This window comes from Crenobacter intestini (assembly GCF_004919095.1).
Classification (GTDB): Bacteria; Pseudomonadota; Gammaproteobacteria; order Burkholderiales; family Chromobacteriaceae; genus Craterilacuibacter; species Craterilacuibacter intestini.
Genome location: NZ_STGJ01000013.1, coordinates 1 through 15,282 on the forward strand (window position 1 = coordinate 1; position 15,282 = coordinate 15,282).

The window sequence follows — 15,282 nt, forward strand, 5'->3', positions numbered from 1 at the left end:
TCTTGACCGTCTCCGGCGTCGCCGCGACCCGCGTGTCCGCAAGTTCGCGGACAATGGCAATGATCATGGTCTTCCTTTCAGGATGGTATTGAACGATAGAGCTAAAAACTGGCACGCCCGTCCGGCACGGATTAGAACGAGCGTTTGAAATTCATTTATTCCACGATTGTTAGATCTGCGCAATTGTTTTATACAAAAGCGACATCATGCGTGGCAAAGCCGCGTCGCCCGACGCAAGGGGCAAGAGATTAAGCAAACTCCGGCAGCCACGCTGTGATCAGGATCAGATACCCTGCGCATCCGGCGCAAGCATCGCGCGCCGTCGCGCATGGTGCGTTGCACAAAAAACACAGTGTAGCCGCGCCCCCTGCCGCCGCGCATCGGGGCAACACCCTAAGCCGACAGGAGACCACCGCTTGCCCCCCTCGCCCTGGCCCTACCCCCGCTTGTTCGCGCACCGGCTGGGCGGCGCGCTGGCGCCGGAAAACACGCTCGCCGGCCTGCGCCTGGCCGCCCGGCTCGGTGTACGCGCGGTCGAGTGCGACGTCAAACTGTCGGCCGACGGCGTACCCTTCCTGCTGCACGACGACACGCTGGAACGCACCACCGACGGCCACGGCCCGGCCGCCGCCCAGCCCTGGGCCGCGCTGCGGACGCTGGACGCCGGCACCTACCACCACCGCGCCTTCGCCGGCGAGCCGCTGCCGGCGCTCGCCGAGCTCGCCGGCGCCTGCCAGCCACTCGACGTCGTCCCCAACCTGGAAATCAAGCCCTGCCCGGGGCGGGAAGCGGAGACCGGCCGGCAGGTCGCCCTGGCGGCCGAACGGCTGTGGCGGCACGCGCCGCTGCCACCGCTGTTGTCGTCGTTCTCGCCTGAGGTGCTGTTGGCCGCCGCACAGGCGGCGCCGACGCTGCCGCGCGCGCTGCTGCTGGAACAATGGGAGGAAGACGCGGCCGCGCAGGCGGCGGCGCTGGGCGCGCGCGCGCTGCACCTGCCGTGGCAGGCGCTGACGGAAACGCGCGTGGCCGCGCTCAAGGGTGCCGGCTACGCGCTGATGGCGTGGACGGTGAACGACCCGCGCGAGGCGGGCCGGCTGACCGCGCTCGGGGTCGACATGCTGTGCAGCGACCGGCCGGAGCGGCTCTAGTCCCCGACGCGGGCGAGCAGGCGGTTCACCGTGCCGTCGCGCACCATGCTGGCGAGCGCGGCCTCCAGCTTGGGCTTGAGCGCATGGTAGGGCGAACGCTTGGCCAGCCCGACCTTGCGCGGCTCGGCCGCGACCAGCTCCAGCGGCGCACGGACGACGCGCCCGGCGAATTCCGGCCACGAGCTGACCGCCTCGCCGTGCAGCTCGTTGACGATGACCACGTCGACGCGCCCAGCCGCGAGCTTGTTGAAGCTGCCGACGATGTTCGGGCTGACGTCGCGCTGGATATGCGGGTCGCTGTCGAAGTCCGGCGTGTAGCGCGCGCCGTGGGTCACCGCGACACGCTTGCCGTACAGGTCTTCGTAGCGGGTCAGCGGCGCGCGCGCCCCCGTCTTCAGGTACAGCGCGTTGCGGGTCGGCGCGGCGAACGGCGGCTCGAGGAAGTCGAGGTAGGCCACGCGGTCGGGCGCGTTCTGGATGCCGATCACCAGGTCGGCGCGCCCCTCTGCGACTTCGGCGAGGCAACGCGCGATCGGGCACGGCAGGAAGGCCAGCGGCTGCTTCACCCGCCGCGCGAGCTCGCGGACGATCTCGGTATACGGGCCGGCCGGCTCGCCGGCGGCGTTGACCACCTTCCACGGCGGAAAGACGTTGTAGGCCAGCGTCAGCGGGCGGCCTTCGGCCAGCGCACCGGCCGCCAGCAGCAGCATGCCCCATAGCAAGGGTCTGGTTCGGATCATGTTTTTGGCGTCTGAGCGTCATTGTTTTGACAAGATCATACCTTGCGCGGCGCAGACAATGCCAACAACAAAACAGGGCGCCCCTGAGGGGTACGCCCTGTGCCTGTCGCCTTCCGGCCACGCCTACAACTTGATCACCCCGGCTGCCCACAGCGCGAGCACCAGCGCGTCCAGCGCCAGCAGCACGACCAGGTACAGCTTGTCGCGGCCGGCGAACACCGCGGCGCTCGCGTCGTGCTCGCGGCGCGACCACATGTACACCGGCACGCCGACGGTCAGGAACAGCGGGATCATCGCCACGTACTGCAGGCCGCCCGCGTACAGGATGAACAGGCCGAAGATGGTGCCGATCACGCCGCTGGCCAGCGCCTGGCCCAGGATCCTGTCGCTGCCGGCGTATTTAACAAACTCGCCGTTACGCGCCATCTTGACGAGGAACAGGGTGGACGCGAGGTAGGACGGCAGCACCATCACCGTGGAAATGCTCAGCATGGTGTTCCACGCGTTGGGCGAGAAATACACCAGCAGCATCGCGGTCTGCATCACGCAGCTGCTGACCCACAGCGAGACCGACGGCGCGTCGTTCTTGTTGGTCCGCGCGAACGCCTTGGGGAAGGTGCCGTTGACGCCGGCCGCCATCGGGATTTCCGCGCACAGCATGGTCCACGCCAGCCAGCCGGCCATGATCGACACGATCAGGCCGACGTTCATCAGCCACGCACCCCAGTGGCCGACCACCATCTGCAGCACGCCGGCGGTCGACGGGTTGGCGATCTTGGTCAGCACATGCTGCGGGGCGATGCCGAACGGCAGCACCGACAGCAGCACGTACACCACCAGCGCGACGATAAAGCCGATCAGCGTCGCCTTGCCGACGTCGGCCTTGTTCTTGGCGCGGCCGGACAGCACCACCGCGCCCTCGACCCCGATGAACGCCCACAGCGCGACGATCATCGGCGCCATCACCTGCGAGGTGATCGAGCCGAGCTCCAGCGCCTTCTCGGGCGAAGAGTGCCCCCAGAAGTTGCTGAACATCAGGCCCGGGCTCAGCATGAAGCCGACGATCAGGATGAACAGCACCAGCGGGACGATCTTGGCGACCGTGCCGACGGTGTTGACGATACCGGACACCCGCACGCCGGAGAGCACCAGGAAGTTGTACGCCCAGATCAGGATGGAGCCGACGATGATCGAGTTCAGGTTGTTGCCGCCGGTGAACACGCCGGGGAAGAAGTAGTTGAACGAGTCCATCAGGATCACCGCGAAGGCGACGTTGCCGAACGCCGCCATCAGCCAGTAACCCCAGGCCGAGATGAAGCCGATGAAGGGGCCGAAGCCTTCGCGCGCGTACATGTAGATGCCGGCCTGCAGGTCCGGACGGGCGTCGGCCAGGATGCGGAAGGTGTTGGCGATGAAGTAGACGCCGACCCCGGCAATGATCCAGGAGACGATCACCGGGCCGATCGCCGAGGACTGCGCCATATTCTGCGGCAGGCTGTACACCCCGCCGCCGAGCATGGAGCCGACCACCACCGCGATCATCGCGAAGAAGCCGAGCTTGGCCTGCGGCGCGTCGCCGCCGCTGTTCTGCTTGTCAGACATATTGCTTGCTCCCATAAAGACGCCGGCCGCGGCGGGACGCTTAGCCCCGCCCGGCCGGCGGGTGGCGGCCGCTTACTGGCGGCCCTTCTTGGCGGCACCAGCCGCGGTCCGCGTCAGCGCGGCTTCGGCCGACTTGTCGGCCGCCCTCGCCTCTTCCACCAGCGCGCGCACCCAGAAGTTGCCTTCCGCGTCGACGCTGACGCCGTGCACCTCGTGCTCGAAGCCGGGGAAGCTGCGGTCGAAGGCCTGCAGCGCCTGCAAATAGCCGACGATGGGGTTGGCGCCGGCCGGCACCCGCTCGCCCGGCATCAACAGCGGAATCCCCGGCGGGTACGGCACCAGCATGCTGGCGGCGATGCGGCCGGCGAAATCGTCGACCTTCACCGGCTCGGCGCGGTAGCGCACCACCTGCTGGAAGGCGGCGGCCGGCGTCAGCACCGGCTCGGGCGTGACGCTGACCGCGGCGTCCAGCTTGGGCAAGAGCGCAAGCTCGGTCATCTTGCCGTGCATCGCGTCGCACAGCGCCTTGAGCGTCATCTGCGCGTACTGCGGGTGGGCCTGGGCGAGTTCCGGAATCGCCTCGGCGACGGTCGCGCCCTCGTCGTACAGGCGCTTGAATTCGAGCAGGCTCTCCAGCAACGCGCCCCACTTGCCCTTGGTGGTACCGACCGAGAACAGGATCAGCAGGGTGTAGTCGCCGGTACGCGCGATCTCGGTGTGGCGGCTGTCGAGGAACTTGGTCAGCACGTAGCCGGGGATGCCGCGCGCCTCGGTCTGGCCGTCGGCGCGCACGCCGGGGCTGGTGATGGTGACCTTGACCGGATCGAGCATGCAGTCGGTGCCCTCGATGTCCTCGCGCGCGAAGCCGTGCCAGGTTTCGGAGGCGTCCAGCCGCCAGCACTCGGGCGAGCGGCTGAGCAGCGACATCGGCGCGTCCTCGAAGCGGTAGCTAAGCTTGCTCGCCGGGTCGGTCACCTCGCGCGGCTGCAGCACGTCGAAGAACCAGCCGGCCTCGCCGCCCTTCTGCTCGAACTTGCGCTTGAGGATGACCACCGCCTTGCGGAAGGCCACCGCGTCCTCGATCGCCTCCTGCAACAGCGACTCGCCGGACGCGCCCTCCATCATCGACACCGCGACGTCGATCGACGCGATGATCGGGTAGTACGGCGAGGTGGTGCCGTGCATCATGAACGCGTCGTTGAAGTCGTGGAAACTGAGCGGCGCGCGCGCGCCGGGCTTCACGTGGATCATCGACGCCATCGACAGGGCCGGCAGCATCTTGTGCGTCGAATGCACGGCAAACAGCGTCGGCGTGTCTTCCGGCTTGCCCTCGTAACCCATCGCGAAGCGGTGGCGGTACAGCGGGTGGAACTTGGCGTACGCGTACCACGCCTCGTCGAAGTGGATGCGAGGCACACTCTGCCCGAGCGCGCCGACCACGTCGTCGACGTTGTAGCAGAAGCCGTCGTAGGTACAGTTGGTCACCACCGCGTAGCTGGGCGCCGCCGACGCCGCGCCCTCGGCCAGCGGGCTGCCGGCGAGCAGGGCCGCGACCGCGTCCTTGCCCAGGCGCGCGGTCGGGATCGGCCCGATCATGCCCCAGGCGTTACGCGTCGGCTGCAGGTAGACCGGACGCGCCTGCGCCAGGGTCAGGCCGTGGTTCAGCGACTTGTGGCAGTTGCGGTCGACCAGGCACAGCTCGTTGGCGCCGATCGCGCCCTGCGCGACGATGCGGTTGGAGGTGGACGAGCCGCCGACGCTGTAGAAGGTCCACTTGGCGCCGAACGCGCGCGCGGCACGCGCCTCGGACGCCTTCGGCGGCCCGGCGTGCTCGAGGTAGTCTCCCATTTCGCTGGTGGCGACGCCGATATCGGCGCGCAGCATGTTCTCGCCGAAGAAGCGCAAAAACTCGGCGCCGACCGGGTGCTTCTTGTACGCCATGCCGCCCATATGTCCCGGGCAGTCCCAGTAGTAGTCGCCGGCCTCGGTAAACTCCTTCAGCGTCTTGAAGTACACCGGCAACAGCTCGCGGTAGTACTGGCCGATCGCGGTATCGACCCGCTCGGCGATGAAGTTCGGCGTATCCGAATAGAGGTGGATGTATTCGCGCACCTCCTGCAGCACCTCGACCGGCAGCACCGGGAAGATGTCGTTGCTGTCGGAGATCAGGAAGATCGGCAGGCTCGCGTTGCGCGCGCGCACCCGGCTGACCAGTTCCAGCGCGTGGCGCTGCAGCGCGTCGGTATCGACCGCCGCGTCGACAAACAGGCCCAGCGCACCGTAGTCCTGCGCCTCGTTGAGCAGGATCGCGGCGTCGGCGATGGAGTAGGTGTCCTCGATCTCGAAACCGCGCTCGGCGAGCGCGTCCTCGATGCGGGCGAGCGCGTCGGCGGCGGGGTGCGAGCGCCCGGCCAGCGCCTCGTTCAGAACCAGCAGTATTTTCCTGCGTGCGTGCATAAATCCTCCCGGACAAGCTGTAACGGATGGATGACCGGCCGTCGGCAGGACGGCCGGAAGAAGAAAACCCATGCGAAAGGCGCGGTCGGAAAACGGAAAGCCGGCCGCGCCGGATAGCCACGTTCTAGCAGCGGAGCCGGCAATTGCAACGACAGGTGAATAACGCGGAGCATGAAAAAACCCGGGGTGTGCCCCGGGTTGTCTCGGTAAAAGAAGCGGCTTAAGCGTGGTGCGGGTGCGCCGCGTGGCTGGCCAGTTCGCCGCGCGCCTGGCGCACCACGCTGACCGCGGCCGACAGGGCGAGGCCGGCGATGGCGACGGCGACCACGAGGTCGGGCCACGCGCTGCCGCTGCCGAACACGCCGAGCGCGGCGACGCCGATCGCGACGTTGACGATGGCGTCGTTGCGGCTGCACAGCCACACCGAACGCATGTTGGCGTCGCCCTCGCGGTGCGCGTACAGCAAGAGCGCGACGCTGACGTTGGCGACGAGCGCCAGCATCGCGATCGCGCCCATGGTGAACGGCTCCGGCGGCACGCCGGCCAGCGCGGCCCACGCGGTCTTGCCCAGCACGAACACGCCGTAGGCACCCATGCTCAGCCCCTTGACCAGCGCCGCACGCGAGCGCCACAGCATTCCCATCGACAGCACCGCCAGCGACAGCGCGTAGTTGGCGGCGTCGCCGGCGAAGTCGACCGCGTCGGCCAGCAGCGACACCGACCCGGCGCGCAGGCCGCCGAACACCTCGACGCCGAACATCGCCGCGTTGACCACCAGCGCGATCCACAAGGCCCTGCGAAAACGCGGGTCGACCGACCCCTTCTGCGACGAACAGCCGCCGGAACAGCATGCGGACATGGCTTTCTCCTGTGTGTTAGCCGGATGATGACCCGATTGAACACCCTGAAGCGGCTACAGGGTCAAGCGCGTCGGCGCTAGCGCGGCTGGAACGCGATCAGCCCCATGCCTACGAGCGCGACGGCGACGCCGGCGACGTCCCACGGCGACGGGCGAACGCCGTCGACCAGCCACAGCCACAGCAAGGCGACCGCGATATACACGCCGCCGTACGCGGCGTACACCCGCCCGGACGCCGCCTCGTGCAGCGTCAGCAGCCAGGCGAAGGCGGCCAGGCTGGCGGCGGCAGGCAGCAGCAACCAGGCCGGGCCGCCCTGCCTGAGCCACAGCCACGGCAGGTAGCAGCCGACGATCTCGGCCAGCGCGGTCAGCAGGTACAGCGCGACCGTCTTCATGCCCCCGCCCCGCCCGCCGCGGGCGGCAGGTGGTGAACCTCGATCGTCGCGTGCACCACCTCCTCATGCACGGCGAGCCGGTCGCGCACCGTGTCCGGCGTCAGCGCCGAGTCGCGGGTCACCACCGTCAGCGCGCAGGAATAGGCGACCTGGCCGACCCGCCACACGTGCAGGTCGACGATGCGCGTCGCCCCCGCCCCGGCGTCGACCTCGACCACCTCGCGGATCTCGCCGACCACCGGATGGTCCATCTCGCGGTCGAGCAGCACCTTGCCCGTCTCGACGATCAGCCCGCGCGCCCACACGCCGACCAGCACCGCGCCGACGATGCCCATCGCCGGGTCCAGCCACGACCAGCCGTACAGCCAGCCGCCGACGAGCGCGCCGATCGCCAGCACCGAAGTCGCCGCGTCGGCGATCACGTGCACGTACGCCGACTTCAGGTTGAGGTCGTGGTGGTGATGGTCGTGCCCGTGGTGGTGATGGCCGTGATCATGCCCGTGCGCATGGCCATGCCCGTGGTGGTGCGCGCGACCCAGGATCAGCGCGCAGACGACGTTTACCACCAGCCCGAGCACCGCCACCGCGATCGCCTCGCGGTACTGGATGGGTTCGGGCGAAAAAAAGCGCTCGACCGAGCCGACCACCATCATCGCGGCGACGCCGAGCAGGAAGATCGCGCTGGCAAAGCCGCCGAGGATCTCGATCTTCCAGGTACCGAAGGCGAAGCGCGGGTCGCGCGCGTAGCGGCGCGCCGCCGCGTACGCCATCGCCGACAGGCCGATCGCCAGCGCGTGCGAGCTCATGTGCCAGCCGTCCGCCAGCAAGGCCATCGAGTTGAACCACCAGCCGGCGGCCACCTCGACCAGCATGGTGGCCGCCGTGATCCACATCACGGCCCGCGTGCCGCGCTCGGCCGCCGCGTTGCCGCCGTCAAACACATGGTCGTGCACCCAGCGGGTCATCTGTTCGGGCTGCATGATTTGCTCACTTGATATAGGTGCGCAGCACGGCGACCAGCTCGTCGGCGCCCTGCTGGCGCTCGGCGTCACTGGTGATCGCCGGGTCCGCGATATGGGAACGGATATGGCCTTCCAGCACTTCGGCCATCAGGCCGCCGACCGCGCCGCGGATCGCCGCGATCTGGTGCAGCACTTCGGCGCAGCCCTGGTCGGCATCCAGCGCGCGCTCCAGCGCCTCGACCTGGCCGCGGATGCGGCGCACCCGCGCCAGCAGCCGGGATTTTTCCTGCACGGTATGGCTCATGGTGTTCTGCCAAAAAAGGATAGGGGGGTATGGTATATCCGGCAGGATAAAAATGCCATGCGCAAACCAAGGGCAGGCCGGCGGCGCTACCGTCCGTACCGGAGGTGCCACGGCGGGCGGGCAAGCAAAAGGCGATGTCCTAATTGCAAGTTGGTAGGTTGAGCCCGGGTTTTGTGTCCGCTGCGCGGACGTGTTTGAGTGCCGCTTCCGCGCGGCGAACGGGCAAGGGGCTTGTAGCGACAAGCCCCTTGCATCCCAAACGCCCCCGAAGGCTCGCGACTTCCCCGTCAACAAAGACGCTGGCGAGGCGCTGGCCAACTCGCGATTCGCTACCGTCGAATCGCTCGAACAAGGGCCAGCTTAAGACCTCGCCAGCGCCTTTGTTGCCGGCGCGAGCCTACGCGGAAGGGTGGCTGGCGCAAAAACAACCCGCGATGCCAGCAACAGCACCACCAACTTTTAATTAGGACATCGCCAAGCAAAACCCCCGGCAGGCGGGGGCTGCAAGGGGCAGCCGGCAATCACCGGCAACAAGCCGGAACGATGCAGAAGGCAGACCAGGGCGTACCGCCCCAGCCAGCCCAGGGCCACTCAGGCGGGCTTGCGCAGCACGAACATCTGGTAGCCGAACTCGCCCAGATGCTTGCGGTAGATTTCAAGCTCCGTCTCCAGGTCTTGCAGTGCCGCTGAATCTTTGAGCTGCCCGCGTAGCTGGCTCACCCGCGCCTGCAGCGGGCCCGCATACGCCTGCCACGCCTCGTCGCTCAGGACAAAGCTGTCCAGCAACGCGTAACCCGCCGCCTGCGCCTGCTGCTGCCGGCTGGCCGCGTCGCTCATGTCCGGGTACGCGCCTTGCCAGAAGGCGCGCGCTCCGGCGCTGGGTGTTGCCGTACGCCAAACGAGGTCGCTGAACATCAGCACGCCGCCGGGCAGCAAGAAACGCTGCCATTGCGCGAGGGCCTTCTCCACGCCCATCACGTAGGCGCTGCCCTCGCACCAGATCAGGTCGAAACTGCCGGCGGCAAACGGCATCTCCGTCATGCTGGCGCAGACGGTTTCCACCCGGCTGGCGACGCCGGCCCCGGAAGCGTGCTCCGCCACGCGGGCAAGCGCGGAGGCCTCGTTGTCCAGCGCGGTGATCTTTGCCGAGGTATGCGCGGCCAGCACGGTGGTCGCGATGCCCCTGCCGCAGCCGATCTCCAGGATGTGCCGTGGCTGGAACGGGACGGCCGCCAGCGCCCTGAGCGTGTCCTTGTCAGACCCCGGCCCCCAGCGGTCGAGCGAGGCAAACACCTGCATGAAGTCGGCCATGTATTGTTCGTGTTCGTTCATGTCTTTCGATAACCATTTGAGCCTCAACGCGTCCTTCTCGCTGAAGCCTTGTTTCATCAACCACGCAAGGTGGGCGTCGGGCGCGACCTGGTCGACTGCCGCGTGCCACGCCTGCAACGCGCCCTCGCCCAGCAGCGCGGCCAGCAACTGGCGCGACTGCTGCTTGCGTGCGATCTCCTCGTCGAGCCGCCGCAACCGGCGCTCAAGCAGTTCCCGGTCGATCCGGGCGTCCAGGCAGGCGATGCACTCCTTGAGGGTCAGCCCGCCTGCCTGCAGTTTCAGGATCAACTGCAGCCGCTGTACATCCTGCTCGCCGTAGCTGCGGTAACCGTTGCCTTGCCGCCGGCCGCGGATCAGACCGAGCTTCTCGTAGTAGAGCAAGGTGGAGCGGGACAGCCCGACCCGCGCGGCCAGCGCCGAAATGTGCAACATGCAGGCTCCTTCGCGATTGCGGCCCGAATGACACTTACCTGCCGGCATCCGCACCGCCTCCTCAATGCTGCACTGTAGGGTGTAAAGCCGTAGACAGGTCAAGCGCGGGCAAGACGATGGCCGGCACACGGCCGTGCCGCCCGGACGAGGCGCGGGGGCGGAAAAAACAAAACCCCCGGCTGGCGGGGGTTGGCGAGTCGAAGCCCCATGCAACTTCGGGGCGGGCAGTCCGATGCAGAAGCTAGTGAGCCAGGCTGTAAGCCTGGTCAAATAAGGAGTTAGCCTTCAGCACACTTTACTTGTGTACTGAATCGTGTACATACACACCAATCTGCCTCATAAAACGAGACCGACAAGCATGACGAATGGAAGTCTTGCGAGACTAGTATAGCAATACTTGGTCGCCAGCTTATCAATCGTCCAACACCCAATCCAGTAGCTTGCCCACGCCATACCCTACCGCCGCACTAGTGGCCACGGTCAGTGCGAGCGGGGCGAGTGTCGTCGCGGTGACACCCGCAGCCAGCCCTGCCGCCAGGGCGGTGGTACCGCCGGCCACCTGACTGCCGGTAACGGCGGCGGATGCAGCCTGGGCAGCCAGTTGCACGGTGTGCTTGCCCGCCTGCTGTCCAGGTGTACTCGCCGCCAGTCGTGCCGCCTGTGATGCGGCAAGGCCAGTGCTGACCAGTTGGCTCACCTGCTGGCTGTCGTGGGTTCCCTCGATGCACCAGTGCACGAAGTGCTCGCAGTTGTTGAACAGCACGTTGTAGCCGTCTTCGCCCTGACGCTTGAAAGCACGGGCGATGCTCTGCTCGGCGTCAAAGCGCCGGCACAGGTGATGGCGGACGCTGCTCGGCCAGCCTTGCTGGAATTCTTCCAACGTCACTACGGCGACGCCATCCTGCACGTAGTGGATGACGCGCTGCTGGCCCAGATAGAGTCCATGGTGGGTGTAGCCGGCACGCGGCGTAATGAGGTGGTCGCCTCGTTGCATGTGGTTTCCTTTCGTCTGAATAAAGAAGCCCCCGCGCTTGGCGGGGGCGATCTGCCGTCATGCGGCTTCCGGCTCTTTGCTCGTGCCGAGCTTGCTGGTGAGCCGGCTTGGCCGGGGGCTGGTCTTGGCGGGGGCCTCTTCGGGTGGTGGTTCGTCGCCTTCCGGGTAGAACTCCTGCAGCAGTAGCGGGATCTCCTCTTCGCTGTCCTCGAACTGGCCGTTGCGCAGCAAGGCCTTGGCGGCTTGCTCCAGGCCTTCCTGGTCGACGCCGGCCTCCAGCGCCGCCTGGGCGTCGCTTCTGGCCTGCAACACCACGCTGGCGAGGGTGTCGCCGTCGCGTAGCGTCAGATCGACGTAGTAGACCGGCGCCCGGTAGGACTGGGTGGTGCTCTTGGCACGCAGGCGCAGCATCAATGGCAGGTAACGGGCGTGCCCGCCGCTGACGGCCTCGAAGTAACGCAGGCGTGCCGCCAGCGTGCGCACCGAGTTGTAGCCGGTGGTCCGAAAGATGAAGCTGCCCAGCTCGTCGGCCTGACCGTCGATCTGCAGGTTGAGCCGGCCATACAGCTTGCAGCCGGCCTGCAGCCCGAAACGGCAGCGCTCGGGGCCGGCACAGGCCACATCCTCCATCCCTTCCTTGCCGTTACGTCTGGCGTGTTCGCCGTTGCCGACGCACAGCGGCCGACCGTTGTTGCGGTCGAAGGCGCTGTACTCGGCTCGCAGGTTAAGGTCGCTGTCGTTGAACAGCAGCCGCACCGGAATGGCGCGCAGCTTGCCGTTGGCGCTGGCGTCGCTGTACTGCTGGTGCAGCGGATGCAGCATCCAGCCACCGCGGGTCTGTACCTGGGTGGTCAGGGTGAAGCTGTCGTCCTTCTCCGGCAGCCACTTGTCGTTCTTGTTGACCAGCTTGCCGATGCTGATGCGTCCGATCACCGGCGGGGTGATGGCGAGTCCCTTGATCATGCTGTACTCCTTTCGGTCTGGATGACGAAGCGGCGGCTGCCGCTGACGGGTTTGCTGTATTGCTGCAGCAGGTCGGGATGTTCGAGGTTCAAGCGCTCCAGATCCGGCGCCAGCCGGTCCTTGCTCTTCTTCCAGCTGATCTTGCCGCCCTGGAACACCGCCGAGGTGGCACTGCCCAGCGCCGCCTGCAGTTGTTGCTTGAGCCTGGCTTCAATGGCTTCGGTTTCTTCCTTGCGCTGGCGGATGGCCAGCAGGTCGCCGAACAGCGCGTTGAACTCGCTCGACTCGGTGAGGTCCAGCGTGTCGCCGTTGTCCTGCGGAAACAGCCATTGCAGGGCACGGCCGGCGTCGTCCGAGCCGTCCGGCACCGGTTGTTGATCGGTTTCCACCGCCTGCCAGAACGCCGCTTCGCGTTCGATCAGGTCGGCGATCTTGTCGTCGTCACGCTGGATGCGGTAGATCCTGAAGTCCTGACCACCAATCAGCACCGCGACATCCGCCCAGGCGTGGCCGGTCACCACCAGCTGGTGCAGTACCTGACATTGGTAGGCCACCGGTACGCCGTCTTCCCACTGCGTCGTGCTGTGATAGCCGGCGGTCTTGATCTCCAGCACGCCGGGGCCGTCCTCACAGCCGACCACCTCACGGTCGAGGTTGGCCAGCATGAAGCGGTGTTCGGCGTGTTGCAGGACTGCGTTGACCCGACGTACCTTGCGGCCAGTCCGCTCGGCGTAGGCGCGGGCCAGTACCGGCTCCAGCGTGGTGCCCCATACCACCGCGTCTTTGCCGGAAATATCGTCAGGTGCCTTACGGCCGGTCTTCTCCAGCCACAGGGCTAGCGGGCTCTTGTAGGGCGACAGGCCAATGGCTGCTGCCGCGTCGGACGAACCGATGCCTTGCTGGCGTAGGGCCAACCAGGTCTGATGATCGAGCCCCACCGTCGAAGCCAGACGAAGGGCATTGCCGTAGCGTTCACGCATGAAAGTCTCCTTGAGAAAGCACAACGCCCGGCAGGCGAACCTGACCGGGCGGGGATGAATGAATGAATGAATCGGAAGAAGCAGACGTTAGTGGTAGGGCATGGCTGCCAGCTGGTCCAGGCAGTCGCCTGACAGCGGCAACAGCTCGCTGACCAGTGCCAGGGCGTGTTGGCCGTAGCCACCGCCTGCCATGAAGCGGATGGTGAGCTCGGCCAGCTGCTGAAGGACACGATCGGCCGAAGGTGCTTCACCTTCGGCCTCCACCATGCAGCCGAACCACGCGCCCAGCGCTTCGCTGACCTCGTACTCGAACACACCCGGGAAGGCGTAGCGGGCCGATAGCGCCGCGTTGACGCGGTACAGCGGCTCGGCGTAGCGACAGAGCGTGTCGTGCAGCTCCAGCGCGCCTTGTGCCCAGCGTTGGTACAGCGCATCCGGCTGGATGCCCACCAGCATGCCGGCGGTCAGGAAAGACGCCTGTACGGCGACCGAGTTGTAGTAAGGCACCATGTCAGTACTCCTCGGTCAGCATCAGAGTCAGTACCCGGCGAGGCACCGCCAGATCCGCCGGGTCTTCCGACAGGGAGCGCAGCGAAGCGTCGTAGTAGTCGATCTTCCACAACACCCGCACCCCGTCGAATTCCAGGCTACCGAAGTCGTGTTCGCCGTGCGGATCGTTGTCGGCGCTGAAATCATCGAATGCCTGCAGGCGTCGCAATAGCGCCAGTTGAAGCGGGGTGGGTAAGGCACGCACGCCCTGGGTGAGGACCAGCATGCCGCCGAAGCACAGCGAGCGGCGCAGCAGGTCGTTGTAGAAGCGGATGCGCAGAGTGCGCGAGTCGGTCAGGGTTTCGGTCATGGTCAAACCTCCAGGTGACGCCGCGGACAGCAAGCGTCAGCCACGCAGACATGAAAAAGGCCGCCTCGCGGGCGGCCATCGGGAAGGAACAACGGGAAGGACGTCAGTCGAGCAAAGCCAGCGCGTGATCGAGCGCCTGCGTCTTGAGCTGGGCGCCCTGGCCGAACCAGGCCGAGTCCAGCCGGTAGTCCTGGCTACGAGCCCGGCGCTTGTGATCGACGAACTCGGTCACCGCGTTGAGCAGCCCCCACACCGTGCCTCGGGTACCGGTCAGCAGCGAACCCATGCCGGCGCCACTGTAGAGCGCCTGCAGCTGCTGCATGGCGCGAGAAGCGACGCTGTCCTCGCCCACTGCCAGCGGCTCGTCCAGCACCTCGGCAAAGTACTGGCGGGCCTCCTCGGGCGACACCGAGCGCTGACTGAGTGCCTTGAGGTTGCCAATGAAGGCCTCCCACCCCGACAGGCCCAGCCCCAGCGCTTCCTTGACTGCGACCGGGTCGAACACCGTCGAGTGCGGCACCTTGACCGCGCCGGTCTTGTCAGCCACCGCCATCTGCAAGGTGTTGTTGCACACCACCCGCAAGGACGTGAACTGCGCGGTAGTGCACAGCGTGCCGTCGCAGCTGGTGGCCAGCAGCAGATAGGCCTTCACCCGGTCACCGCCCTTGAGCAGGGTTTCTTGCCCGGTCCTGGCCAGCGCCCACAACTTACGCCCGCCCTTCAATACGCCGGCCGTCTCCAGCTCGAAGCCGCCGGCACTGACCAGATCGCGGTAGAAGTGCAGCACCTCGGCCGGCTGCACCACCTTGTAACGCGGGGACACTACCGACAGCGGCGCCAAAGTATCGGAGCGATACAGCACCCGCGCGTCGCTGTACGGGCGGATATGCATGCCGCCATCCGGCGACACGTTGAACAGCACGTCGCCGTGCTCGATGGTCCAGTCCATGCCGGCCTCGCGCAGCCAGACCGATTCCGGTTGCTGCGGGGACAGCGGGTTGCCCAGACCGTGCCAGGGCACGGCACCGACGTAAGCCATGGTTTCGACAAGATGAGACATCACACACTCCACAAGGCAAAAACCCCGGCACAAGGCCGGGGCTGGGGGGGGGGGAAGGAAGGCCTGGGCTTGCACGCAGACCTCGGGCTGATTCATGGGAGTGATATGTGTCTGAAAAAATCTACAGAGGGAGTCAACGATGTTTGGTTGACAGAATACGCACAGGCTCCGCTGATACGGTGTGTAACTTGGCTA

The 15,282-nt window shown here is 66.7% G+C and carries 15 protein-coding genes; 1 reads left to right on the forward strand and 14 read right to left on the reverse strand.

The window, feature by feature from the left end:
• Positions 1–416 precede the first annotated feature (416 nt).
• Entirely contained in the window at positions 417–1,148 is a 732-nt protein-coding gene (gene ugpQ / locus E5K04_RS11785) for a glycerophosphodiester phosphodiesterase (protein ID WP_235844360.1), read from the forward strand.
• Here the strand turns inward: ugpQ and E5K04_RS11790 are convergent.
• From E5K04_RS11790 to E5K04_RS11855, 14 genes are all read right to left on the reverse strand, one after another.
• Positions 1,145–1,888 carry a substrate-binding periplasmic protein gene (locus tag E5K04_RS11790; protein ID WP_136554316.1) on the reverse strand — a complete coding sequence of 248 codons (744 nt, stop codon included), beginning with the start codon at positions 1,886–1,888 and terminating at the stop codon, positions 1,145–1,147. The genes ugpQ and E5K04_RS11790 overlap by 4 nt on opposite strands.
• Positions 1,889–2,011: 123 nt before the next feature.
• Positions 2,012–3,490, reverse strand: a complete 1,479-nt coding sequence (locus tag E5K04_RS11795; RefSeq protein ID WP_136554318.1) for a basic amino acid/polyamine antiporter — start codon at positions 3,488–3,490, stop codon at positions 2,012–2,014.
• Between the two features lie 72 nt (positions 3,491–3,562).
• Entirely contained in the window at positions 3,563–5,947 is a 2,385-nt protein-coding gene (locus tag E5K04_RS11800; protein ID WP_136554320.1) for an Orn/Lys/Arg family decarboxylase, read from the reverse strand.
• Positions 5,948–6,167: 220 nt separating this feature from the next.
• A complete protein-coding gene (locus E5K04_RS11805; RefSeq protein WP_136554322.1) occupies positions 6,168–6,806 on the reverse strand; it encodes a cation transporter in 639 nt (212 codons plus the stop codon).
• A 77-nt stretch (positions 6,807–6,883) separates the two neighbouring features.
• On the reverse strand, positions 6,884–7,201 hold the full coding sequence (locus tag E5K04_RS11810; RefSeq protein ID WP_136554324.1) for a YnfA family protein: 318 nt from the start codon (positions 7,199–7,201) through the stop codon (positions 6,884–6,886).
• Positions 7,198–8,181, reverse strand: coding sequence for a CDF family Co(II)/Ni(II) efflux transporter DmeF (dmeF, locus tag E5K04_RS11815; protein WP_136554326.1), 984 nt, complete (start codon positions 8,179–8,181; stop codon positions 7,198–7,200). Before dmeF ends, E5K04_RS11810 begins: the two co-directional genes overlap by 4 nt.
• Positions 8,182–8,188: 7 nt before the next feature.
• Complete coding sequence (locus E5K04_RS11820; RefSeq protein WP_136554328.1) at positions 8,189–8,467, reverse strand: metal/formaldehyde-sensitive transcriptional repressor; 279 nt, start codon at positions 8,465–8,467, stop codon at positions 8,189–8,191.
• 591 nt (positions 8,468–9,058) lie between these two features.
• Entirely contained in the window at positions 9,059–10,231 is a 1,173-nt protein-coding gene (locus E5K04_RS11825; protein ID WP_136554330.1) for a MerR family transcriptional regulator, read from the reverse strand.
• Positions 10,232–10,643: 412 nt separating this feature from the next.
• Positions 10,644–11,225: a lecithin retinol acyltransferase family protein gene (locus E5K04_RS11830; RefSeq protein ID WP_136554332.1), complete on the reverse strand. Its 582-nt coding sequence runs from the start codon at positions 11,223–11,225 to the stop codon at positions 10,644–10,646.
• 57 nt (positions 11,226–11,282) lie between these two features.
• The gene (locus tag E5K04_RS11835; protein WP_136554334.1) at positions 11,283–12,188 is read right to left on the reverse strand and encodes a recombination directionality factor; all 906 of its coding nucleotides are present in this window, start codon (positions 12,186–12,188) and stop codon (positions 11,283–11,285) included.
• Entirely contained in the window at positions 12,185–13,168 is a 984-nt protein-coding gene (locus tag E5K04_RS11840; RefSeq protein WP_136554337.1) for a YqaJ viral recombinase family nuclease, read from the reverse strand. Before E5K04_RS11840 ends, E5K04_RS11835 begins: the two co-directional genes overlap by 4 nt.
• 87 nt (positions 13,169–13,255) lie before the next feature.
• Positions 13,256–13,678, reverse strand: coding sequence for a hypothetical protein (locus E5K04_RS11845; protein ID WP_136554339.1), 423 nt, complete (start codon positions 13,676–13,678; stop codon positions 13,256–13,258).
• A gap of 1 nt (position 13,679) precedes the next feature.
• Entirely contained in the window at positions 13,680–14,027 is a 348-nt protein-coding gene (locus E5K04_RS11850; protein ID WP_136554341.1) for a DUF3768 domain-containing protein, read from the reverse strand.
• Between the two features lie 103 nt (positions 14,028–14,130).
• On the reverse strand, positions 14,131–15,087 hold the full coding sequence (locus E5K04_RS11855; RefSeq protein ID WP_136554343.1) for a DUF932 domain-containing protein: 957 nt from the start codon (positions 15,085–15,087) through the stop codon (positions 14,131–14,133).
• Positions 15,088–15,282: the final 195 nt, after the last annotated feature.

Bases quoted from the DNA above. Each gene is read 5' to 3' on its own strand.
- E5K04_RS11855 (WP_136554343.1), bottom strand. From the start codon at position 15,087: ATGTCTCATCTTGTCGAAACCATGGCTTACGTCGGTGCCGTGCCCTGG.
- E5K04_RS11790 (WP_136554316.1), bottom strand. From the start codon at position 1,888: ATGATCCGAACCAGACCCTTGCTATGGGGCATGCTGCTGCTGGCGGCC.
- E5K04_RS11845 (WP_136554339.1), bottom strand. From the start codon at position 13,678: ATGGTGCCTTACTACAACTCGGTCGCCGTACAGGCGTCTTTCCTGACC.
- dmeF (WP_136554326.1), bottom strand. From the start codon at position 8,181: ATGCAGCCCGAACAGATGACCCGCTGGGTGCACGACCATGTGTTTGAC.
- E5K04_RS11825 (WP_136554330.1), bottom strand. From the start codon at position 10,231: ATGTTGCACATTTCGGCGCTGGCCGCGCGGGTCGGGCTGTCCCGCTCC.
- E5K04_RS11840 (WP_136554337.1), bottom strand. From the start codon at position 13,168: ATGCGTGAACGCTACGGCAATGCCCTTCGTCTGGCTTCGACGGTGGGG.
- E5K04_RS11810 (WP_136554324.1), bottom strand. From the start codon at position 7,201: ATGAAGACGGTCGCGCTGTACCTGCTGACCGCGCTGGCCGAGATCGTC.
- E5K04_RS11820 (WP_136554328.1), bottom strand. From the start codon at position 8,467: ATGAGCCATACCGTGCAGGAAAAATCCCGGCTGCTGGCGCGGGTGCGC.
- E5K04_RS11805 (WP_136554322.1), bottom strand. From the start codon at position 6,806: ATGTCCGCATGCTGTTCCGGCGGCTGTTCGTCGCAGAAGGGGTCGGTC.
- E5K04_RS11850 (WP_136554341.1), bottom strand. From the start codon at position 14,027: ATGACCGAAACCCTGACCGACTCGCGCACTCTGCGCATCCGCTTCTAC.
- E5K04_RS11835 (WP_136554334.1), bottom strand. From the start codon at position 12,188: ATGATCAAGGGACTCGCCATCACCCCGCCGGTGATCGGACGCATCAGC.
- E5K04_RS11795 (WP_136554318.1), bottom strand. From the start codon at position 3,490: ATGTCTGACAAGCAGAACAGCGGCGGCGACGCGCCGCAGGCCAAGCTC.
- E5K04_RS11800 (WP_136554320.1), bottom strand. From the start codon at position 5,947: ATGCACGCACGCAGGAAAATACTGCTGGTTCTGAACGAGGCGCTGGCC.
- E5K04_RS11830 (WP_136554332.1), bottom strand. From the start codon at position 11,225: ATGCAACGAGGCGACCACCTCATTACGCCGCGTGCCGGCTACACCCAC.